We start from the raw sequence: 19,383 nt of genomic DNA, 5'->3' as shown, positions 1-19,383 counted from the left end.
CGTGCGGGGCGGGCATCCGTCGTGTGACGGGTGAGACGGATGGGAATAGTGTGACGACGCCGCGCGCAAGCGTTACGCAATGTTTATCGGCGGACCGGGCGAAAGGCGGGCGCCTTTCGGGTGAGCGCCTAATCTCGAAGTACGTCGGGGGGCGTGCTGATACGGCGTCGGCCGTACCGTCGCCTGACGCGGGAGGACCCCATGAGCGGCTCGGGCGTCGGAGAGACGGCCACGCCGCGCCTGCGCCGCGATCGTGCCCCGCACCCCTCGGCGCCCGTCACCCTCCAGGGCCCGGGTCTCGGTTCGCACGTGCGGGTGCCGCTCGGTGAGACGGGGTTCTCGGTCTTCCCGCTCTTTCTCGGCGGCGGCGAGTTCGGCTGGAACGTCGACGCCCGCGAGAGCCACGAGATCCTCGACGCCTACGCCGAGCTCGGTGGCAACGCCCTGCACACGGCCGACAGCTACGCGGCCGGTCGCAGCGAGTTCATCATCGGCGAGTGGCTGCGCACGCGCCGGATGCGCGACGACGCGGTGCTGGCCGTGCGCGTCGGCGGCCACCCCGATCATCCCGGCCTCGACTCGGTCAACCTCGTGCGTGCGGTCGAAGCCTCGCTCACCCGTCTCGGCACCGATCGCATCGACGTGCTCTCGCTCGACGCCGCTCGTGGCGGTCGGGGGCTGCTCGAAGACACGCTCGCCACCAGCGAATGGCTGGTGGAGTCGGGCAAGGTCCGTGCGATCGGCGCCCACGGCTACACCGCGGCGCAGCTCGTCGAGGCGCGCATCCTGTCGTCCGCGGGTTACCCGCGCATCACGGTGCTCGACGTGCCGTACAACGTGCTGCACCGGACGGAGTTCGACGGCGACGTGCGGTTGATCGCCGCGGCGCAGAACATGGCCGTCACCCCGTCCCACCCCCTCGCGCACGGCTTCCTGGCGGGCGAGACGCGCACGCGCGGCCAGTCGCCGAAGTCGGTGCGCGGCACCCAGGTCGCGGCGAACCTGAACCGCCGGGGGTCGCGGGTGCTCCGGGCGCTCGACGCCGTCGGCATGGAACTGGGCCTCCCGGATGCCGCCGTGGCGGTGGCCTGGCTCCTCGCGCAGAAGATCGTCACGGCGCCGATCGTCAACGCCTTCGCGCCGCGCCATGTCGTGGAATGCATGCGCGCCGTCGGCGTGCGACTCAGTCGGGCCCAGCTGTCGGATATCGCGCGCGCCGCCGAGTGACGGTCTCCTCTTCGGGGGCGTGACGTAGGCTGGTGGGACCGGCCGGGGGACGGCAGATCGACAACGGGGTGGGCTTGACGTGACGCATTACATCTACCTGGTGCGCCATGGCGAGCACCAGGATGCCGAGCATGGGCTCACCGACGGCCCCCTCTCTCCGCGGGGTCACCGTCAGGCGGCCCTGCTCGCCGATCGCCTCTCGGGTCTTCCCCTCGACGCGGTGTGGCACTCGCCCCTCGAGCGCGCGGCCCAGACGGCGGGTGCCGTGGCCGATCGGTTGCCGGCGGTCTCGCCGGTGTCCTCGGCACTGCTGTTCGACTGCGTACCCACGGGCATGACCCCCGAGACGCCCGCCGCCTATGAGCCGTTCTTCGGATCGGTCACCGACGCCGAGATCGATGCCGGGCGCGCCCAGATGGCCGACGCCACGGCGGAATTCCTCGCCCGCAAGGCTGGGGAGGTGCACGAGCTCCTCATCACCCACAACTTCGTCATCTCGTGGTTCGTGCGCGAGGTGCTGCAGGCGCCCGACTGGCGGTGGATGACGATCAACCAGGCGTACTGCGGTCTCACCGTCATCGCGCAGAAGAAGGGTCGCCCCTGGACGCTGCTCTCGCACAACGACCTCGCGCATCTGCCGGTCGAACTGCGCACGGGGTTGGTCGACCCCCTGCCGGTCTGAGGCGCGGCGGCCGGCCGTGCCGGACACCGATCGGTTGCCGGCCGTGGTGTCCGCGGCGCGTCTGTGGACAGAGCCCGGCCACCTCCCGCGGCGCCGCTTAGGCTGGAACGCATGACGACACGCGTGGCCATCGTGGGCGGAACCGGCAAGCTGGGCGGGGTGATCCGCGAGGTCATCGACGGCGAAGAGGGGTACGAGGTCGTCGCGGTGCTGGGCTCGCGGTCCGACCTCGCCGAGCTCGCCGGGGCCGATCTCGTCGTCGATGCCTCGACTCCCGCCGTCTCCATCGACGTCGTGCGCGCCGCGATCGAACGCGGGATCAACGTGCTGGTCGGCACGTCGGGGTGGTCCAACGAGCGCATCGCGCTCGTGCGGCCCCTGGTCGAAGCGAGCGGTACCGGTGCGGTGTTCATCCCCAACTTCTCGCTCGGCTCCGTCATCGGCAGCGCCCTCGCGGCAGCTGCGGCACCGTTCTTCCCCTCGATCGAGATCATCGAAGCGCACCGCGAGACCAAGGTGGATTCACCGAGCGGCACGGCCGTTCGCACGGCCGAGCTGATCGCCGCCGCCCGCGCCGATGTGGGGCCCGTCGAGTCCCCGCACGTCGACCAGCGCGCTCGGGGCCAGCGTGTGGCATCCGTGCCCATCCACTCGCTGCGGCGCCCGGGTGTGGTCGCGCGACAGGAGACGGTCCTCTCCGGTGCGGGGGAGTCGCTGACCCTCGTCCATGACACCGTCGACCCCGCCACGGCGTACGCTCCCGGCATCCGTATCGCCCTGGCCGCCGCCCGTGAGACGCTGGGCGTGGTGATCGGGCTCGACAGTTTCATCGACATCGGGGTGCGCACGCGTCCCGAGATGCCCGAAGCACCCGTCGCCGACGGAGATGTGTCGGGCCAGGTCGCCGGCGCCACCAGCGCATGAGGGTCCGCGTCGCCGTCGCCCTGATGACGGTGCTGCTTCTGCTCTACGTCGCGCTGGCGGGGCAACGCGCCCTCATTCTGGTGACCAGCGGCGAGCCCGTCGCCATCGCGATGGGCGTTGCGCTGTTCGTGCTGCCTCTCTTGGCGCTGTGGGCGATCGGGCGCGAAGTGTGGTTCGGCGTCCGAGCCCAGCAGCTCGGCGAGCGACTGGATGCCGAGGGGGGTCTTCCCGACGAAGACCTGCCGGTGCGGCCGAGCGGGCGCATCGAACGCGAAGACGGCGACGCGCTGTTTCCGCGGTATCGCGCAGATGTCGAGGCGAACCCCGGCGACTGGCGCGCACGCTACCGCCTCGCGCTGGCCTATGACGCGGCGGGCGACCGTCGGCGAGCGCGCTCGGCTGTGCGCACGGCGATCCGGCTCGAGAGCGCGGATCGCCGCACGGGCTGACGGGCGGGGGCGCCTTCAGGCCGCGTCGTGGGCGGGGACGGCGGATGCCACGGCCTCCTCGACCGTGCGGTGCGTGAAGGTGAAGCCGCTCTCCTCCAGCGCCGCCGGACGCACATCGGCATCCGAGGTCAGCAGGGCCTCGGTCGCATCCTTCCCGAGGGCGAGCTTGACCCCCCACACGGGAGCACGCAGAAGATACGGACGGTTCATGCGCTGTGCGAGAGCGAAGCCCAGGTCGTTCGCCGTCGCCCGCGTGGGACCGGTCAGGTTCACGGGCCCGGACAGGTCTGAGTCGATGACGTGGCGGATGGCGCGCACCTCATCGTCGAGGGTGATCCAGGGCCATACCTGAGTTCCTCGTCCGATCGGACCCGAGACGCCGAGCTTCGTCAGGAGGAGGAGTGGCTTGAGCACACCTCGTTCGTGCACGACGGGAGCGGTGCGCAACAGGGCGACACGGGCGCGGTCGCCTGCGGCACGCGCCGCCTCCTCCCAGTCGACGCAGATGTCGACGAGGAATCCCTCGCCGCGCGGGGACGTCTCGGTGAGGACCGCACCGGGCTGAGAGCCATAGAAGCCCGTCGCGCTCGCGTTGACGAGCGCGGGAGCGTCGTCGCCGAGCGCACGGACGGCGGCGGCCAGGGTGCGCGTGGGCGTGATGCGCGACCACAGCAGGGTGCTCTTGTACGACGGGGTCCACGGGAAGCGTCCGATCGACGCACCGTTCAGACAGACCACGGCGTCGGCGCCCGCGATCGCATCCGGGTCCAACGGAGTGGCACCCTGCAGCCATTGCACCTCGTGCGGGCTCTCGGGCGCGTGGCGCACCAGAGAGGTGACCTCGACGCCGTCGCCGCGCAGCGAGTCGATGAGGGCGGAGCCGATGAGGCCCGACGCGCCGGCGATGACGACGCGTCGGGCGGGGGTCTCAGGCAAGCGTCGCCTCGAGGGTGATGTCGATGCCCGAGAGCGCCTGCGAGACCGGGCAGTTGGCCTTGGCATCGGCGGCGATCTTCTGGAACGTCTCGTCGTCGAGGCCGGGGACGACCGCGTTGACGTTGAGGTGACTGCCGGTGATGCCGGTGCCGGGCTTGAAGGTCACGGACGCGGTCGTGTCGACGGATTCCGGCGGCGTGCCGTTGTCGGCAAGGGCGTTGGACAGCGCCATGCTGAAGCACGCGGAGTGCGCGCCGGCGAGCAGTTCTTCGGGCGTCGTGACGGAGCTCGAGCCTTCGCTACGGGCCTTCCAGTTCACGTCGAACGAGCCGATGCCCGACGAGGTGAAAGTGACTTCGCCCGATCCCTCGAACAGGCTGCCCTTCCAGGCGGTGGCTGCTTCGCTCGTGACGGCCATGGGAACCTCCGTGATGTCTGCGCGGCCGGGGTGACCGCGGCGCGTGCGCACGGTCTGGGCGACCGTGACGCGGCCAGCCTAGTGAGCGCGCACGGCGCCGCCCGGGTCTTGACAGCCCCTCGTGCGCCCGCGCTAGGCGATGGCCGAACCGCGCCGCCCCACGAGTCCGGTGCGCTGCAGGAGCAGGTAGAGCTGGCATCCGAGGCACAGGCCGAACACCGCGTTGAGGAAGGCGGCGACGAAGGCCATCGCGGCGGCGATCGGCAGCGCCCAGGGAACCCCGGCCAGGTGCAGCAGCAGGCCGACCGCGGTCACGAACAGGCCGACGCCCTGCGCGAAGCGCGGGGGGCGTGGGTCTTCGAACTCGGTCGGCGGCGACAGGCGCGGTTGGACCACCCGGCGGTACATAACGCCCCAGGGGGCGGTGCGGGGCGCGGCGACGGCCCAGACGAACAGCAGGGCGACGACGAGGAGCAGGAGGAAGCCGGGGTCGGCGACACGGGCGCCGAGGGACGCTTGCTGCACGGCCCAGACCGAGGGGGCGAAGGTCTGGCCCGACAGGGGTTGGTAGGCGATGTAGCCTCCGGTGGCGCGTGTCGAGATGCCTACGAGGCTGAGCACGGTCGCGACCAGCAGCAGGACCGCGGTGATGGATGCCGCGAAGCGCGGGCCGCGGGCGTCGATGCGCGAGACGTCAGGCATGGGTGTTCTCCTTCAGCAGTCGGTCGAGCTCGAGTTCGATGACCGCGCGGCCGGGGGGCCCGCCGAACCGCGTGCGGATCGCCCCGCGTCGGTCGAGGACGAGGGTGGTCGGTGTCTGCAGGACGCGGAAGTGCTGTGCGAGGTCGGGACGGTTCGTGAGGTCCACGTCGAGGTGGCGGACGCCGGCGCGCGCGTCGGCGACCTCGGACAGCATCCGATGCACACCCGGGCAGCGCGAGCACATCTCGGTGCTGAACTGGAGCAACGTCGCCTTCTCGCCGAGTCCGTCGGCGCCGAGACGCCGGGGATCCACGACCTCGGCCGAATCGACCGCACGAGCGCGGCCCTGTCGGCGGCGCAGGGCGAGCCCGGCGACGGCCGTCAGGGCGACGAGCGCCCCGGCCGCGATGAGCGCGAGAGTCAGATCCACGACACGCAACGCTAATGCGCGTCGACGCGCCCGGGGCCGATGAGTCGCCGCATGACGACGGGCGCGAGGGGACCCTGCGACCGCGGCGCACCGGCATCCCTCCTCTCCAGCCGGAGTCCATCCCCGGTGCCGTGCGCGCACCCTCCTCGCGACGCTCGCGCGGGTATCGTGAACCGCGTGACAGCCGACATCCCCACCCCGTACGAAGACCTGCTCCGCGACGTGCTCGCGACGGGTGTGCACAAGTCCGATCGCACGGGCACCGGCACCACAAGCGTCTTCGGGCGACAGATCCGTTTCGATCTGGCCGAGGGCTTCCCCCTCGTCACCACGAAGCGCGTCCACCTCAAATCGATCGTGTACGAACTGCTGTGGTTCCTCCGCGGCGAGTCCAACGTCGCCTGGCTGCAGGAGAACGGCGTCTCGATCTGGGACGAATGGGCAAATGCCGACGGCGAACTCGGGCCCGTCTACGGGGTGCAGTGGCGCTCATGGCCGACCGCCGACGGCGGCACCATCGACCAGATCACCCAGGTCATCGAGCAGATCCGCCGCGACCCCGACTCGCGTCGGCTGATCGTGTCGGCATGGAACCCCGCCGACATCCCCGAGATGGCGCTCGCGCCCTGCCATGCGCTGTTCCAGTTCTACGTCGCCGACGGCAAGCTGTCGTGCCAGCTGTATCAGCGCAGCGCCGACATGTTCCTCGGCGTCCCGTTCAACATCGCGTCGTACGCGCTGCTGACCCTCATGATCGCTCAGCAGACGGGCTTGGAGCCGGGCGAGTTCGTCTGGACCGGCGGCGATTGCCACGTCTACGACAACCACCGCGAGCAGGTGGCCGAGCAACTCACCCGCGAGCCGTACGCGTACCCGACGCTGCGTTTCGCCCGGACGCCGGAGTCGATCTTCGGCTACGCCTACGACGACATCGTCATCGAGAACTACCAGCACCACCCCGCCATCCGCGCGGCCGTCGCGGTATGACGATGCTCGGGCTCGTCTGGGCGCAGGCGCACGACGGCGTGATCGGCGCCGACGGGGGGATGCCGTGGCACGTACCCGAAGACATGACGCATTTCCGTGCGGTCACGGGGTCGTCCGACGTCATCATGGGCCGGCGTACATGGGAGTCGCTTCCCCCGCGTTTCCGGCCGCTCCCGGGTCGCCGCAACATCGTGGTCACCCGTTCGGCGGACTGGGCGGCCGACGGGGCGCACCGCGCCGCCTCGCTCGACGACGCGCTCGCGCTGGCCGCGGGCGCCGAGGTCTGGGTGATCGGGGGCGGTCGCCTCTACGCCGAGGCCATCCACCGCGCCGACGTCATCGAACTGACCCGGCTCGATCTCGCCGTCGAGGGCGACACCTTCGCCCCGTCGCTCGACGGGTGGCGCACGGTGTCCGGAGACCCCGCCGACGGCTGGCATACGTCGACGAGTGGCATCCGGTACCGTTTCGAGACCCTCCGGCCGTCGGGGCGCTGACGTGGCGACCGCGCTGATCACCGGCGCCAGCTCGGGACTCGGTGCCGAGTTCGCACGCCAGCTCGCCGCCCGCGGGGCCGACCTCGTGATCGTTGCCCGCGACCGTCTTGCGCTCGAGGCGCTCGCCGCCGACCTTCGCGGCCGTCACCGGGTGGGGGTCGACGTGCTCGTCGCCGATCTGCTCGACGACGTCGCACGCGGGGCGGTCGAGGCGCGTCTCGCAGACGGCGTCGACGTGCTCGTCAACAACGCCGGATTCGGTCTCGACCTCGCCTTCGCCGACAACCCGGTCGACGACGAGGTGCGGCATCTGCGCCTGCACGTCGAGGCGGCCATGCGCCTCACCCACGCCGCGCTGGGGCCCATGCTCGCGCGGGGGAGCGGCCGCATCGTCAATGTGGCCTCGGTCGCGGGCTTCGTCCCGCGCGGCACCTACGGTGCGGCGAAGGGCTGGCTCATCTCTTTCAGCCGGTGGGCGAATGTGGTCTACCGGCCCCGCGGCGTCACCGTCACCGCGGTATGCCCCGGCTTCGTGCACACGAACTTCCACGAGCGTCTCGGTCTCGCCCCCGGTCACGAGGGGGTCGCGCCCGGTCTGTGGCTCGACGCGACGACCGTCGTGCGACAGGGACTCCGGGCGTCCGCACGCGGGCGAGGGGTGAGCGTGCCGTCATGGCGCTACAAGATGCTCGTGGCGGGTTCGCGCCTGCTCCCCGACGGCGCCGTCGTACGCGCGGCGGCTCGAGGGCGGTGAACCCAGCGCGGCGTTCCTCGCGGGAAACCCGACTCCGGGGCTCCGGGCCTGAGCCGCGTCTTGCGGGCGCCGATTCCGCGACGACCTCCCGCGTCGAGGCACGGCGACGGGGCTGCGTCCCGCTCGTCTAGCGGAATCGCCCCAGCCGAATGCCCGCGAAAGCCAGCGCCGCGATCGTCTCACCGTCGGTGATCTCCCCGTCGGCGATGAGGCGCAGTGCGTCGGCGAACGGCACCCACCGCACGGCGTCGATCCCCTCTTCGCGCTGCGAGATCGCCGCGTCCGCCACCGTCAGACCCCGCGCGAGGAAGACGTGCTCGGGGGCGTCGGCGATGCCGTTCAGGGCGTTCATGCGCCCGAGGGACTGCCATTCGGATGCCGTGACGCCGGTTTCCTCGAGCAGTTCGCGCCGGGCGGCCACCAGTGGATCCTCCCCGTCGGAGCCGCCCGCCGGAACCTCGACGGAGCGCCCGGTGGTGTAGCGGTCCAGCTCGATCAGGCAGACACGATCCTCCTCGTCGAGGGCGATCACGAACACCGCGGGGTGCTGCATCCGGACGACCCCGTAGATGCCGGCGCCGTGCGGTCCGGTCACCTCGTCTTCGCGCACGTGGATCCAGCGGTTCTCGTACACGGTGCGCGTGGTGCGGGTGGTCCAGGCCATGCCGCCACCCTAGGCCGCTCGGCGGTCGCGGATTGTTCGCCACAGACGGGCGCCCCGCCGGGGGAGGCGCCCGCCGAACCGATAACCTGGACGTATGACGCACTCCGGCAATCCCTTCGGTCAGGTGCTCGTCGCGCTCATCACCCCGATGACCGCCGACGGCGAAGTCGATTGGCCCGCCACAGAGAAGCACATCGACGACGTCATCACCGCCGGTGCCGACGGCATCGTCGTCACGGGGACGACGGGTGAGACCTCCACCCTCACCGACCCCGAGAAGCTGCGGCTGGTCGAGGTCGGCAAAGACGTTTCGGCCGGGCGCGCCAAGATCATCACCGGCGGCGGATCGAACGAGACCGCGCACGCGATCGAGCTCTACAAGGCCAGCGAGAAGGCCGGCGCCGACGGCATCATGATCGTCACGCCGTACTACAACAAGCCCACGCAGGCCGGCATCCTGACGCACTTCCGTCTCGTCGCCGACGCCACCGACCTGCCGGTCATCCTGTACGACATCCCCGGTCGCACGGGCGTGCCCATCAAGTACGAGACGATCCTGCGCCTCGCCAAGCACCCCAACATCCTCGCGATCAAAGACGCCAAGGGTGACTTCAGTGAGGTCAGCCGGGTGCTGAATCAGACCGACCTGATGTACTTCTCGGGCGACGACGCCAACGTCCTCCCGCACCTCTCCATCGGTGCGTCGGGACTCATCGGGGTGACGGCCAACATCGCCGCGGCTCCGTACCGCACGATCGTCGATGCCGTGAACGCCGGCGACCTGGCATCCGCCACCGCCGCCCACAAGGGCCTCGAGCCGCTCGTGCGCGCCGTCATGACGCATGTGCCCGGGACGGTCGCCGCGAAGTACATCCTGCACGGGCTCGGCCGCATCGGCAGCCCGCGCGTGCGTCTGCCCCTCGTCGGTCCCGAAGAGTGGGAGGCCGCCGTGATCGAAGACGAGCTGGCCCTCGTGAAAGACGTGGCCGGCGCCGACTTCTCCAACTTCCGCCCCGACCGCAATGCGGCCGCCGGCGGTGCCCTGCCGAAGGTGCACGGCACCACGCGATAAGAACATCGGCGTCCGCCGATCCGCGGCCAGGGACGCCACACAGAGGGATGCCACGCGGTGGCATCCGAGGAGAAAATATGCCCACGACCGTCTACGATCCCCCCGCCCTCGCTCCCGGCACCCTGCGCGTGATCCCGCTCGGCGGCCTCGGCGAGGTCGGTCGAAACATGACCGTGTTCGAGTACGAGGGCAAGCTCCTCGTCGTCGATTGCGGCGTGCTGTTCCCCGAGGAGCATCAGCCCGGGGTCGACCTGATCCTGCCCGACTTCGAGCCCATCAAGCACCGCCTCGACGACATCGTCGGCGTCGTGCTCACCCATGGTCACGAAGACCACATCGGTGCCGTTCCCTACCTGCTCAAGCTCAAGGGCGACATCCCCCTCATCGGGTCGGGCCTCACTCTCGCCCTCATCGAGGCGAAGCTCAAAGAGCACCGGATCCGCCCCTACACGCTGACCGTGAAAGAGGGTCAGCGTGAGCAGGTCGGCCCGTTCGACCTCGAGTTCGTCGCCGTCAACCACTCCATTCCTGACGCGCTCGCCGTCGCCATCCGAACGCCCGCCGGTCTCGTGCTGGCCACCGGCGACTTCAAGATGGACCAGCTGCCGCTCGACGGCCGCATCACCGACCTCCGCGCCTTCGCGCGGCTGGGCGAAGAGGGCGTCGACCTGTTCCTGGTCGACTCCACGAACGCCGACGTTCCGGGCTTCACCCCCGCCGAGAAGGCCATCGGCCCCGTGCTCGACCAGGTCATCGCGCGCGCCCCGCGCCGCGTCGTCGTGGCGAGCTTCTCGAGCCACGTGCACCGCGTGCAGCAGGTGCTCGACGCCGCCCACGCGAACGGGCGCCGCGTGGCGCTGCTCGGGCGCAGCATGGTGCGCAACATGGGCATCGCCGCCGACCTCGGCTACCTGAACGTCCCCGACGGCGTGCTGATCGACTACAAGAAGGCCCGCGACCTGCCCGACAACAAGATCGTCTACATGTCGACAGGATCGCAGGGCGAGCCGATGGCGGTGCTGAGCCGCATGGCCAACCTCGACCACGCGATCGAGCCGGGCGCGGGCGACACGATCATCCTGGCATCCAGCCAGATCCCCGGGAATGAGAACGCGATCTACCGCGTGATCGACGGGCTGACCAAGCTCGGCGCGACCGTCGTGCACAAAGGCAACGCCAAGGTGCACGTGTCGGGTCACGCCGCCGCGGGCGAGTTGCTGTACTGCTACAACATCCTCAAGCCCAAGAACGTCCTGCCCGTGCACGGCGAGTACCGCCACCTCATGGCGAACGCGAAGCTGGCGCGCGAGACGGGGATCCCGGAAGACAACACGATCCTGGGCGAGAACGGCACCGTCGTCGACCTGCGTGACGGCGTCGCCCGCGTCGTCGGCCAGGTCGACATCGGATTCGTCTACGTCGACGGTTCGTCGGTGGGCGAGATCACGGATGCCGACCTCAAGGACCGCCGCATCCTGGGCGAAGAGGGCTTCATCTCGGTGATCGTCGTCGTCGATTCGGCGACCGGGAAGATCATCTCGGGTCCTGAGATCCACGCCCGTGGTTTCGCCGAGGACGACAAGGTCTTCGACAGCGTCAAGCCGAAGATCGCGGCCGCCCTGGCCGAAGCGGCGAAGTCGGGCGTCCGTGACAATCACGCGCTCCAGCAGGTCGTCCGCCGCACCATCGGTCGCTGGGTCAACCAGTCGCTCCGTCGTCGGCCCATGATCGTGCCGATGGTCATCGAGGCCTGATCGACACCGAAGCGCCGCGGGTTCGCCCGCGGCGCTTCGTCGTCTCCAGACGCCCGCCCGCATCGGTGATCGCTCCCTGCGGTGCCGGGTGGTGTGAGGGTGCGGCTGCCGTGCGGACCTCGCCGTTCTGTCGCGACCGGCGCTTATCGCTATCATGCGGGCATGCCCGCTCTCCCGATTCGCGCGGCGCTCCGGTCCGACGGCGTGTTCCTGGCCGACATGGCCGTCGAGGCCGCCAATTGGCGCGCCGGCGCTGCGCGTCCGCGCCACGAGATCATCAGCAGCCCGGAGTACAGCCGGTACATCGCCGGCTGGCTCCGTCCCGGCGACGCCGGATTCATCGCCGAGTCTCCCGGCGGCGAGCCGGTGGGGGCGGCGTGGTACCGCATGCTGCCCCGTGACGAGCCCGGTTTCGGGTGGGTGGGCACCGGCGTCCCCGAACTCATCATCGGCGTACGGCCGGTATGGAGAGCCCACGGAATCGGTCGTGCCCTGCTGCGGCGGCTCGCCGACCATGCCCGCGGCGAGGGGTACGCGCGCATCAGCCTCAGCGTCGAGCGTGACAACTACGCGGTCTCGCTGTACCGGTCGGAGGGCTTCGCGGTCGTCCGCCGTGGGATCGGACGCGACGCCATGGTCAAGCGGCTGGGCTGAACCCCGCGTCGGTGCGAGCGAATGTCGGAGGTGCCGCCTACCGTGGAGGAATGGCTCGAACCTCGTCCCCGTCCGGCGGTCGCGCCCCCGCGAAGGGGTCAGCGCGGTCCAAGGCTCCCGCTCCCGCGCCCAAGCGCTACGTCGACGAGCCCGAGAAGCCCGCGGCAGCCGTTCGAGCCTGGATGGCGGTCGCCCACGGCGTCGGCGGCATGTTCCGCGCGTTCGGCCCCGAGACCCTCGAGCGCGATCAGCGTCGCGACGGGTTCCCGTTCTTCCTCGTCGTGCTCGCCGTGATCGGCGCCGTCGTCGAGTGGTTCTTCATCGGGACGGATGCCGCGGCGATCATCAGCGCCTACAGCTTCGGCGCCCTCGTCGGTCGCGTCGCATTCGTGCTCCCGGTGCTGCTTCTCCTGCTCGCGGGCTGGCTCTTCCGCCACCCGGCCTCCGTTCATGACAACGGGCGGGTGGGGATCGGCTTCGGCTTGTTCGTCGTGACCGTCGCCGGCTTCCTGCACGTCGCGGGCGATCGTCCCGTGCCCAACCAGGGCGGCCTGCCCGCCCTGAGCCCTGCCGGCGGTATCGCCGGGTGGATCGTCGGTGAGCCCCTCGCGCTCGTCCTGCAAGACGTGGGCGCCTACATCGCACTGTCGCTGCTCGCCGTGTTGAGCGTCCTCATCCTCACCAAGACGCCGCCCAACCGCATCGGCCGTCGTCTGGGCGACCTGTACGCGTGGATGTTCGGGGTCGAACGCACCGAGCGGCCTGATCCGGCCACCAAGGCGCTCCCCGTCGACGACGACGATGACGCGCCCGCCGAGAAGTCGCTCCCGTGGTGGCGGCGCAACCGCTCCGGGCGTGAAGAAGACGCCGACGGCGCCCTCGGGTCCGACGACCTCACGACGCTGCTGTCCCCGGGGACGCCGCAGGGCGGCTTCGAGTCGGCTGTCGTCGCTCCCGAGCCGGTCGCGCCACGCGTGTCGACGCCGTCCGTGACGACTCCGCCGCGCCCCCCGGCCCCCGATGCGGTGACCGAGATCTTCGACCCACGCGTCCTCCAGGCGGCCGCATCCGGCCGCGGCCTCCACGACGATTCGCCGGTCGACGACAGTGTCGACGACGATGACCTGCCCGGCATCGCGGGCCTCGGCGGCGACAACGCCGGTGCGCCGCCGGCGGCCAACTACCGCCTCCCGGCCGTCACCGCGCTGGCCAGCGGCACACCGCCCAAGGCGCGATCGGCCGCCAACGACGCGGTCGTCGCGGCCATCGAGAGCGTGATGCAGCAGTTCAAGGTCGACGCGCGCGTCACCGGGTTCTCGCGGGGTCCGACTGTCACGCAGTACGAGATCGAGGTGGGGCACGGCGTCAAGGTCGAACGCATCACCGCCCTGACGAACAACATCGCCTACGCCGTCGCCTCGAACGAGGTGCGCATCCTCGCCCCCATCCCGGGCAAGAGCGCCATCGGTGTCGAGATCCCCAACGCCGATCGCGAGATCGTCACGCTGGGCGACATCCTCCGATCGGATGCCGCCACCACCTCGACCCACCCCATGACCATCGGCGTCGGCAAAGACGTGGGCGGCGGGTTCGTCGTGGCCAACCTCGCGAAGATGCCCCACCTGCTGGTCGCCGGTTCCACCGGCTCCGGCAAGTCCAGCTTCGTGAATTCGATGATCACGAGCCTGCTCATGCGGGCGAAGCCGTCCGACGTGCGAATGGTGCTCATCGACCCGAAGCGCGTCGAGTTGACTTCGTACGCGGGCGTCCCACACCTCATCACGCCCATCATCACGAACCCGAAGAAGGCCGCCGAGGCGCTGCAGTGGGTCGTCAAAGAGATGGACATGCGTTACGACGACCTCGCGTCGTTCGGCTTCCGCCACATCGACGACTTCAACCGGGCCGTCGTCGCCGGTGAGCTCAAGCTGCCGGCGGGCAGCGAGCGCGTGCTCAAGCCCTACCCCTACCTCCTCGTGGTCGTCGACGAGCTCGCCGACCTCATGATGGTCGCTCCCCGCGATGTCGAAGACTCGATCGTGCGAATCACGCAGCTCGCCCGCGCCAGTGGCATCCACCTGGTCCTGGCCACGCAGCGACCGTCGGTCGACGTGGTGACGGGACTCATCAAGGCCAACGTGCCCTCGCGTCTCGCGTTCGCGGTCACGAGCGTCACGGACTCCCGCGTCATCCTCGACCAGCCGGGCGCCGACCGGCTGATCGGCCAGGGCGATGGGCTGTTCCTCCCGATGGGCGCGTCGAAGGCGGTCCGCGTGCAAGGCGCGTGGGTGAGTGAGCAAGAGATCGAGAAGGTCGTCGCGCACGTCACGCAGCAGGCGCGGCCCGAGTACCGCTCCGACGTGCAGGCCGCTGCCGAGAAGAAAGAGATCGACGCCGACATCGGTGACGACCTCGAGCTGCTCCTCGCCGCCGCCGAGCTGGTCGTGTCGACCCAGTTCGGATCGACCTCGATGCTGCAGCGCAAGCTCCGCGTCGGCTTTGCGAAGGCCGGGCGCCTGATGGATCTTCTCGAGTCGCGCGAGATCGTCGGACCCTCGGAGGGGTCGAAGGCCCGCGATGTGCTCGTCACCAACGAACAGCTGCCGGCGGTGATGGCCCGCCTGCGCGGCGACGACACCCCGTCCGCCCCCGTGACTGCGGCGTCCGACGATCGCTACGGCGACGACCCCATCGAGGCGCAGTTCGAGGGTCTGCCCGTCGTGAACGACGACGACGACGAGGGTTCGGAAGACGCCTGGCAGCTGACGGGGCGCGACTGATGGCCGTCCATCCTCAGCTGCCCAACGCGATCACGATCGCGCGCATCCTCTGTGCGCCGATCTTCCTGTGGATGCTCCTGGCCGACGGGGGCGCGGGCGGCGGGTTGCGGTGGGCAGCGGCGGTTCTGTTCATCGTCGCCATCGCCACGGACGGCGTCGACGGCTATATCGCGCGTCGGTACAACATCGTCAGCGATCTCGGCAAGCTCCTCGACCCCATCGCCGACAAGGTTCTGACCGGTGTCGCCTTCGTCGGCCTCTCGATCCTGGGCGAGCTCGATTGGTGGGTCACGATCATCGTGCTCGTGCGCGAGATCGGCATCACCGTCTACCGCTTCATCGTCGTCAGCGATCACGTGCTGGCGGCTGCCTGGATGGGCAAGCTCAAGACCGTCTTCCAGTCGATCGCGTTGTCCATTGCGCTTCTGCCGTTGGGGAGCTTGTCGGATGCGGCGGCCTGGCAGAGCGCCGTGTGGTGGGCGAGCGTGGTGACGATGACGATCGCGGTGATTCTCACGATCGCGTCGGGAATCGACTACGTCGTGACCGAGGTTCGCGCGGCGCGGAAGCGCGGAAGCCGGTGATCGAGGGCATCCCCGAGGACTTCGACGAAACCGTCGTACGAACGCCCCGAGAAAGCGCCGGGCTCCTGCTCGAGCGTCTCGGAGAGCTCGGGTGGACGATCGCGGTCGCGGAGTCGCTCACCGGTGGCCTCGTCGTGTCGTCTCTGGTCGACGTCCCGGGCGCGTCGCGTGCGGTGCGCGGGGGAGTGGTCGCGTACGCGACCGACCTGAAACACGGTCTGTTGGGCGTCGATCAGGCGCTCCTCGACGCACACGGTGCCGTACACCCGCGTGTCGCCCGACAGATGGCCCGCGGCGTTCGTGACGTCCTCGGCCGTGACGGGGTCGCCGCCGATGTCGGAATCGCCACCACCGGGGTCGCGGGCCCCGACGAGCAAGACGGCCAGCCCGTCGGAACCGTGCACATCGCCGTCTCGACGCCGCTGGGCACCCGCGTCGACTCGCTCGTCATCGCGGGCGACAGAGAGCGCATCCGCCGCGAGACCGCCCACCTGGCGATCCGACGCGCGTTGGCTGCGTTGTGACGCGCTGGCTACGCGGTGATCCGGGGCCGAAATCTCCCCGAGCCAGATCGCGGGAACAAATGATCGCACATCCTGGTTTCGTCCAGCGATTCCCATCCGGTGCACAGCGCACGGCATTAGGGTGACCACAGACGGTGTTTCACAGTTGTCCACTCGGGCAACGACGGAATCAGCAGTGAGGAGGGCCCCCAAGTGATCCTGGTTCGTCAAGAGATCGGCGAAGTCCTGCGTGACCTCCGCCAGCAGAAGGGGCGCACTCTCCGCCAGGTCGCCAGCCGCGCAAGCGTGGCCCTCGGCTACCTCAGTGAGGTCGAGCGTGGTCAAAAAGAGGCGTCCAGCGAGATCCTCGCCTCCGTGGCTGAGGCCCTCGACGTCCCGATCTCGACCATCATGCGTCAGGTCGGCGACCGGCTCTCGGTGCTTGAAGGCCTGCAGACCTTCCCCGACGTGGTCCCCGACGAGCTCGTTGCGTCGGTCGAGCCCGAGCTGTCACTGCGCTGATCCGTTCCGAGCATGCGTCGTAGCGAGTTCGATCGCGCCGTCGCCGACGAATTCGGTGCGCGCGGCGGATCGCTACTGAGCGATCTGATCCTGTCCGCCGTGGGCGGTCGCACCAGCGCGGACGCCTTGGCCGCGGGCGTGGATCCGCGCGAGGTCTGGTTGGCGCTCTGCGAAGAGACCGACGTGGCCGATGATCGCCGTTACGGCGTCGGCCGGCTGGAGCCGCGTCGTTCCTGACGAGTTCGGGGGCGGCCGAGAAGGTTCCCGGGTCGCTGCACGCCGTCCGGGTGAGCCCGCGTCGGGGGCTCTGGCGGGAGCGCGCTTTGTATGCTTTCTGCCGGCACGAAGGTGCGTCATCTGTGTAAGCGTCGTGCCGGGTGCGCCGGTGGCATGAGCCCTGCGGCGCGGTGTTGTGCCCGGCCGACGCCGCGGCGGGTGTCCCAGCGCGAGCTCCGCGGTCGTCGTGCACTCGCGTATGCGCGTCGGAGTAGGGATACCAGTCGTCGCGGCCGGGCTCGGAACATTCGTACATAAGTTCCCGGCGTGTCCTCGAAACTACGTTCGAGCCAGGCGTAGGCTCCTTCACAGCAGGCAAAGTGACGTGTTCGTCCCCAGACGGGCGGCGCTCCGACACCAATGTCGGAGGCCCTCCCTAACGTGGAGAACGTCGAACGACACCTGAACGCCTTGTCGGACTGACCCACCGTCGGTGGGAGGCACGACAGCCTATAGGCGACCGGAACGCGAGCAGAAAGAAGATGTCATGCCCTCACCCGCAGAGCGCGAGAAGGCCCTCGAGTCGGCCCTCGCCCAGATCGACCGTCAATTCGGAAAAGGCTCGGTCATGCGACTGGGCAGCGACGAGCGCGCCCCGATCGAGACCATCCCCACCGGATCCATCGCCCTCGACGCCGCGCTGGGGATCGGCGGACTGCCGCGCGGTCGCATCATCGAGATCTACGGGCCGGAGTCGTCGGGTAAGACGACCTTGACGCTGCACGCCATCGCCAATGCGCAGCGCGCCGGCGGCATCGCGGCGTTCATCGATGCCGAGCACGCACTCGATCCCGAGTACGCCAAGAAGCTCGGCGTCGACATCGATGCCCTCCTCGTGTCGCAGCCCGACACCGGCGAGCAGGCGCTCGAGATCGCCGACATGCTGATTCGTTCGGGAGCCATCGATCTCGTCGTCATCGACTCCGTCGCGGCGCTCGTTCCCGAGGCCGAGATCAAGGGTGAGATGGGTGACTCGCACGTCGGTCTGCAGGCCCGCCTCATGTCGCAGGCCCTCCGCAAGCTCACCGGTGGCCTGAGCAACACCAAGACGACGGCGATCTTCATCAACCAGCTCCGCGAGAAGATCGGCGTGTTCTTCGGCTCGCCCGAGACCACCGCCGGCGGAAAGGCACTCAAGTTCTATGCGTCGGTGCGTCTCGACATCCGCCGTATCGAGACTCTGAAAGATGGCACCGAGGCAGTGGGCAACCGTACCCGCGTCAAGGTCGTCAAGAACAAGATGGCCCCGCCGTTCAAACAGGCCGAGTTCGACATCATCTACGGAGTCGGCATCTCCCGAGAAGGCAGCCTGATCGACTTCGGCGTCGAGCACGGCATCGTCAAGAAGTCCGGCGCGTGGTACACCTACGACGGCGAGCAGCTCGGCCAGGGCAAAGAGAACGCCCGCAACTTCCTCATCAAGAACCCTGACATCGCCGCCGAGATCGAGACGAAGATCAAGACCAAGCTGGGCATCGGCGTGGCTCCCGTTGCTGCTGTCGAGGCCGCTCCCGCGGACGACGAGCTGGCCGCACGTCGCCCGGCGTGATGACAGACGACGGTAACGATTCGGGTCGTCGCCCGTTCTACGGGGCGGGCGACGACCACGGGACCGACGGGGCGCGTGACGACCACGGGACCGACGGGGCGCGTGACGACCACGGGACCGGCGGAACGTTAGGTGAGCTCGGTCAAAGTGGGCGGATCCTTCGCGGCCTGTCGCGTACGGCGGATGATGCCCTCGCACCGGTCATCCCTCTCTTCGGTTCCCGGGGGCGGTCCTCCTCTGCGCACCCGTCGCTCGGGCGGGACGCCGCTGATGCGTCCGCGGACGCCGCCGATGCTCTTGGCGAGCAGGTCGCGAGGCGTCCTCGCCTGCGGCCCCTCCGAGATCTCGGCGGTGGGGACGATGCGTCCGAGCAGAGTGCTTCTCCAGCGGAGCCGGATCCCCCGCGCGGCGATGGCCGTGGAGGCCGCGACGATGTCGCAGCGGCGGAAGAGATACGACAGCACGCCGAGGCCGTGCTCCTGCGAAAGCTGCGGTCGAGGTCGTTGTCACTCTCCGAAGCCCGAGGGGTGGTGCGTGGCACAGAGGGCGCCGACGATGTCCTCGCCGACGAGATCGTCGACCACTTCGTCGACCTCGGATATCTGGATGACACGACGTTCGCTGAGCAGCTGGCGATGTCGGCCGTCGAGAAGCGGGGAGAGGGTCGCCGTGCCGTGGCGGAGACGCTGCGCAAGCGCGGCATCCCGCGAGACGTCGCCGAGGCGGCACTCGCTGCGCTGCCCGATGACGACGCCGAGCGTGCACTCGAGTTCGCCCGGTCGAAGGTGCGCGCGGTCGAAGGCGTCGAGTACGAAGCGGCGCTCCGCCGCCTGGCAGGACAACTGGGCCGTCGCGGTTATCCCTCTTCGATCGCTCTGACAGCATCCCGGTCCGCTCTGGCGGAGGCCGGCATCGGCCGGTCGCGCCCATTCGCCCGTCCTGCCTCAGGCGTGCGGTTCACCCCCGACGAGTGAGGTGTGTCGTCGCCCCGGCGGGCGGCTTCACGCCCGAGGGGTGAG

Annotated in this window: 23 protein-coding genes; 17 read left to right on the top strand and 6 right to left on the bottom strand. The window is 69.7% G+C overall.

Going from position 1 to position 19,383, the window contains the following annotated elements; all coding sequences use genetic code 11:
- Positions 1-201: 201 nt before the first annotated feature.
- The 4 genes from ASF76_RS11850 to ASF76_RS11835 all read left to right on the top strand — a co-directional run bounded on the left by ASF76_RS11850 (position 202) and on the right by ASF76_RS11835 (position 3,282).
- On the top strand, positions 202-1,227 hold the full coding sequence (locus tag ASF76_RS11850) for an aldo/keto reductase (protein ID WP_055957886.1): 1,026 nt from the start codon (positions 202-204) through the stop codon (positions 1,225-1,227).
- A gap of 79 nt (positions 1,228-1,306) precedes the next feature.
- Positions 1,307-1,909 carry a histidine phosphatase family protein gene (locus tag ASF76_RS11845; RefSeq protein ID WP_055957884.1) on the top strand — a complete coding sequence of 201 codons (603 nt, stop codon included), beginning with the start codon at positions 1,307-1,309 and terminating at the stop codon, positions 1,907-1,909.
- Between the two features lie 111 nt (positions 1,910-2,020).
- Positions 2,021-2,833, top strand: coding sequence for a 4-hydroxy-tetrahydrodipicolinate reductase (dapB, locus tag ASF76_RS11840; RefSeq protein ID WP_055957881.1), 813 nt, complete (start codon positions 2,021-2,023; stop codon positions 2,831-2,833).
- Positions 2,830-3,282, top strand: coding sequence for a hypothetical protein (locus tag ASF76_RS11835; RefSeq protein ID WP_055957878.1), 453 nt, complete (start codon positions 2,830-2,832; stop codon positions 3,280-3,282). The genes dapB and ASF76_RS11835 overlap by 4 nt, the downstream gene beginning before the upstream one ends.
- Positions 3,283-3,297: 15 nt before the next feature.
- Here ASF76_RS11835 and ASF76_RS11830 read toward each other — a convergent pair whose 3' ends face one another.
- The 4 genes from ASF76_RS11830 to ASF76_RS11815 form a co-directional block, all read right to left on the bottom strand.
- On the bottom strand, positions 3,298-4,218 hold the full coding sequence (locus tag ASF76_RS11830; protein ID WP_055957875.1) for a TIGR01777 family oxidoreductase: 921 nt from the start codon (positions 4,216-4,218) through the stop codon (positions 3,298-3,300).
- On the bottom strand, positions 4,211-4,636 hold the full coding sequence (locus ASF76_RS11825; RefSeq protein ID WP_055957872.1) for an OsmC family peroxiredoxin: 426 nt from the start codon (positions 4,634-4,636) through the stop codon (positions 4,211-4,213). Before ASF76_RS11825 ends, ASF76_RS11830 begins: the two co-directional genes overlap by 8 nt.
- Positions 4,637-4,768: 132 nt before the next feature.
- Entirely contained in the window at positions 4,769-5,338 is a 570-nt protein-coding gene (locus ASF76_RS11820; protein ID WP_055957869.1) for a DUF4395 domain-containing protein, read from the bottom strand.
- Complete coding sequence (locus ASF76_RS11815; RefSeq protein ID WP_442922765.1) at positions 5,331-5,777, bottom strand: TlpA family protein disulfide reductase; 447 nt, start codon at positions 5,775-5,777, stop codon at positions 5,331-5,333. Before ASF76_RS11815 ends, ASF76_RS11820 begins: the two co-directional genes overlap by 8 nt.
- Positions 5,778-5,945: 168 nt before the next feature.
- Here ASF76_RS11815 and ASF76_RS11810 point away from each other — a divergent pair, with 168 nt between their 5' ends.
- From ASF76_RS11810 to ASF76_RS11800, 3 genes are read left to right on the top strand one after another with little or no spacing between them, the layout of a single operon-like run.
- The gene (locus tag ASF76_RS11810; RefSeq protein ID WP_055957862.1) at positions 5,946-6,755 is read left to right on the top strand and encodes a thymidylate synthase; all 810 of its coding nucleotides are present in this window, start codon (positions 5,946-5,948) and stop codon (positions 6,753-6,755) included.
- Positions 6,752-7,252 carry a dihydrofolate reductase gene (locus ASF76_RS11805; protein WP_055957859.1) on the top strand — a complete coding sequence of 167 codons (501 nt, stop codon included), beginning with the start codon at positions 6,752-6,754 and terminating at the stop codon, positions 7,250-7,252. Before ASF76_RS11810 ends, ASF76_RS11805 begins: the two co-directional genes overlap by 4 nt.
- 1 nt (position 7,253) lies before the next feature.
- The gene (locus ASF76_RS11800; protein WP_055957855.1) at positions 7,254-8,006 is read left to right on the top strand and encodes an SDR family NAD(P)-dependent oxidoreductase; all 753 of its coding nucleotides are present in this window, start codon (positions 7,254-7,256) and stop codon (positions 8,004-8,006) included.
- 127 nt (positions 8,007-8,133) lie between these two features.
- Here the strand turns inward: ASF76_RS11800 and ASF76_RS11795 are convergent, their stop codons facing one another.
- On the bottom strand, positions 8,134-8,670 hold the full coding sequence (locus ASF76_RS11795; protein WP_055957853.1) for an NUDIX domain-containing protein: 537 nt from the start codon (positions 8,668-8,670) through the stop codon (positions 8,134-8,136).
- Between the two features lie 94 nt (positions 8,671-8,764).
- On the opposite strand from ASF76_RS11795, the gene dapA reads away from it, so the two are divergent.
- The 9 genes from dapA to recA all read left to right on the top strand — a co-directional run bounded on the left by dapA (position 8,765) and on the right by recA (position 18,364).
- Positions 8,765-9,742 carry a 4-hydroxy-tetrahydrodipicolinate synthase gene (dapA, locus tag ASF76_RS11790; RefSeq protein ID WP_055957850.1) on the top strand — a complete coding sequence of 326 codons (978 nt, stop codon included), beginning with the start codon at positions 8,765-8,767 and terminating at the stop codon, positions 9,740-9,742.
- Positions 9,743-9,819: 77 nt separating this feature from the next.
- Positions 9,820-11,496: a ribonuclease J gene (locus ASF76_RS11785; RefSeq protein WP_055957846.1), complete on the top strand. Its 1,677-nt coding sequence runs from the start codon at positions 9,820-9,822 to the stop codon at positions 11,494-11,496.
- A gap of 162 nt (positions 11,497-11,658) precedes the next feature.
- Positions 11,659-12,150, top strand: coding sequence for a GNAT family N-acetyltransferase (locus tag ASF76_RS11780; protein WP_055957843.1), 492 nt, complete (start codon positions 11,659-11,661; stop codon positions 12,148-12,150).
- 50 nt (positions 12,151-12,200) lie between these two features.
- Positions 12,201-14,930: a DNA translocase FtsK gene (locus ASF76_RS11775; RefSeq protein ID WP_055957840.1), complete on the top strand. Its 2,730-nt coding sequence runs from the start codon at positions 12,201-12,203 to the stop codon at positions 14,928-14,930.
- On the top strand, positions 14,930-15,514 hold the full coding sequence (pgsA, locus tag ASF76_RS11770) for a CDP-diacylglycerol--glycerol-3-phosphate 3-phosphatidyltransferase (RefSeq protein WP_055957835.1): 585 nt from the start codon (positions 14,930-14,932) through the stop codon (positions 15,512-15,514). Before ASF76_RS11775 ends, pgsA begins: the two co-directional genes overlap by 1 nt.
- Positions 15,511-16,038, top strand: a complete 528-nt coding sequence (locus ASF76_RS11765; RefSeq protein ID WP_055957833.1) for a CinA family protein — start codon at positions 15,511-15,513, stop codon at positions 16,036-16,038. Before pgsA ends, ASF76_RS11765 begins: the two co-directional genes overlap by 4 nt.
- A 192-nt stretch (positions 16,039-16,230) precedes the next feature.
- Positions 16,231-16,539: a helix-turn-helix domain-containing protein gene (locus ASF76_RS11760; protein ID WP_055957830.1), complete on the top strand. Its 309-nt coding sequence runs from the start codon at positions 16,231-16,233 to the stop codon at positions 16,537-16,539.
- A gap of 12 nt (positions 16,540-16,551) precedes the next feature.
- Positions 16,552-16,776, top strand: coding sequence for a DUF3046 domain-containing protein (locus ASF76_RS11755; RefSeq protein ID WP_055957827.1), 225 nt, complete (start codon positions 16,552-16,554; stop codon positions 16,774-16,776).
- Between the two features lie 526 nt (positions 16,777-17,302).
- On the top strand, positions 17,303-18,364 hold the full coding sequence (recA, locus tag ASF76_RS11750; RefSeq protein ID WP_055957823.1) for a recombinase RecA: 1,062 nt from the start codon (positions 17,303-17,305) through the stop codon (positions 18,362-18,364).
- A gap of 128 nt (positions 18,365-18,492) precedes the next feature.
- Here the strand turns inward: recA and ASF76_RS17505 are convergent, their stop codons facing one another.
- Positions 18,493-18,828 carry a hypothetical protein gene (locus ASF76_RS17505; RefSeq protein ID WP_055957820.1) on the bottom strand — a complete coding sequence of 112 codons (336 nt, stop codon included), beginning with the start codon at positions 18,826-18,828 and terminating at the stop codon, positions 18,493-18,495.
- Between the two features lie 63 nt (positions 18,829-18,891).
- Between ASF76_RS17505 and ASF76_RS17500 the strand changes: the two genes are divergently transcribed.
- Positions 18,892-19,338: a regulatory protein RecX gene (locus tag ASF76_RS17500; protein WP_055957817.1), complete on the top strand. Its 447-nt coding sequence runs from the start codon at positions 18,892-18,894 to the stop codon at positions 19,336-19,338.
- Positions 19,339-19,383 lie beyond the last annotated feature (45 nt).

The organism is Microbacterium sp. Leaf151, assembly GCF_001424225.1.
Lineage (GTDB): Bacteria > Actinomycetota > Actinomycetes > Actinomycetales > Microbacteriaceae > Microbacterium.
Note: the sequence above shows the minus strand (reverse complement) of the source record. Positions and strands in the feature narration are given on the sequence as shown.

What these genes read in the sequence shown, in the direction of transcription:
- ASF76_RS11820 (WP_055957869.1), bottom strand. Translation starts at nt 5,338, where the DNA reads ATGCCTGACGTCTCGCGCATCGACGCCCGCGGCCCGCGCTTCGCGGCA.
- pgsA (WP_055957835.1), top strand. Translation starts at nt 14,930, where the DNA reads ATGGCCGTCCATCCTCAGCTGCCCAACGCGATCACGATCGCGCGCATC.
- ASF76_RS11785 (WP_055957846.1), top strand. Translation starts at nt 9,820, where the DNA reads ATGCCCACGACCGTCTACGATCCCCCCGCCCTCGCTCCCGGCACCCTG.
- recA (WP_055957823.1), top strand. Translation starts at nt 17,303, where the DNA reads ATGCCCTCACCCGCAGAGCGCGAGAAGGCCCTCGAGTCGGCCCTCGCC.
- ASF76_RS11805 (WP_055957859.1), top strand. Translation starts at nt 6,752, where the DNA reads ATGACGATGCTCGGGCTCGTCTGGGCGCAGGCGCACGACGGCGTGATC.
- dapB (WP_055957881.1), top strand. Translation starts at nt 2,021, where the DNA reads ATGACGACACGCGTGGCCATCGTGGGCGGAACCGGCAAGCTGGGCGGG.
- ASF76_RS11780 (WP_055957843.1), top strand. Translation starts at nt 11,659, where the DNA reads ATGCCCGCTCTCCCGATTCGCGCGGCGCTCCGGTCCGACGGCGTGTTC.
- ASF76_RS11825 (WP_055957872.1), bottom strand. Translation starts at nt 4,636, where the DNA reads ATGGCCGTCACGAGCGAAGCAGCCACCGCCTGGAAGGGCAGCCTGTTC.
- dapA (WP_055957850.1), top strand. Translation starts at nt 8,765, where the DNA reads ATGACGCACTCCGGCAATCCCTTCGGTCAGGTGCTCGTCGCGCTCATC.
- ASF76_RS11775 (WP_055957840.1), top strand. Translation starts at nt 12,201, where the DNA reads ATGGCTCGAACCTCGTCCCCGTCCGGCGGTCGCGCCCCCGCGAAGGGG.
- ASF76_RS11795 (WP_055957853.1), bottom strand. Translation starts at nt 8,670, where the DNA reads ATGGCCTGGACCACCCGCACCACGCGCACCGTGTACGAGAACCGCTGG.
- ASF76_RS11835 (WP_055957878.1), top strand. Translation starts at nt 2,830, where the DNA reads ATGAGGGTCCGCGTCGCCGTCGCCCTGATGACGGTGCTGCTTCTGCTC.
- ASF76_RS11755 (WP_055957827.1), top strand. Translation starts at nt 16,552, where the DNA reads ATGCGTCGTAGCGAGTTCGATCGCGCCGTCGCCGACGAATTCGGTGCG.
- ASF76_RS11850 (WP_055957886.1), top strand. Translation starts at nt 202, where the DNA reads ATGAGCGGCTCGGGCGTCGGAGAGACGGCCACGCCGCGCCTGCGCCGC.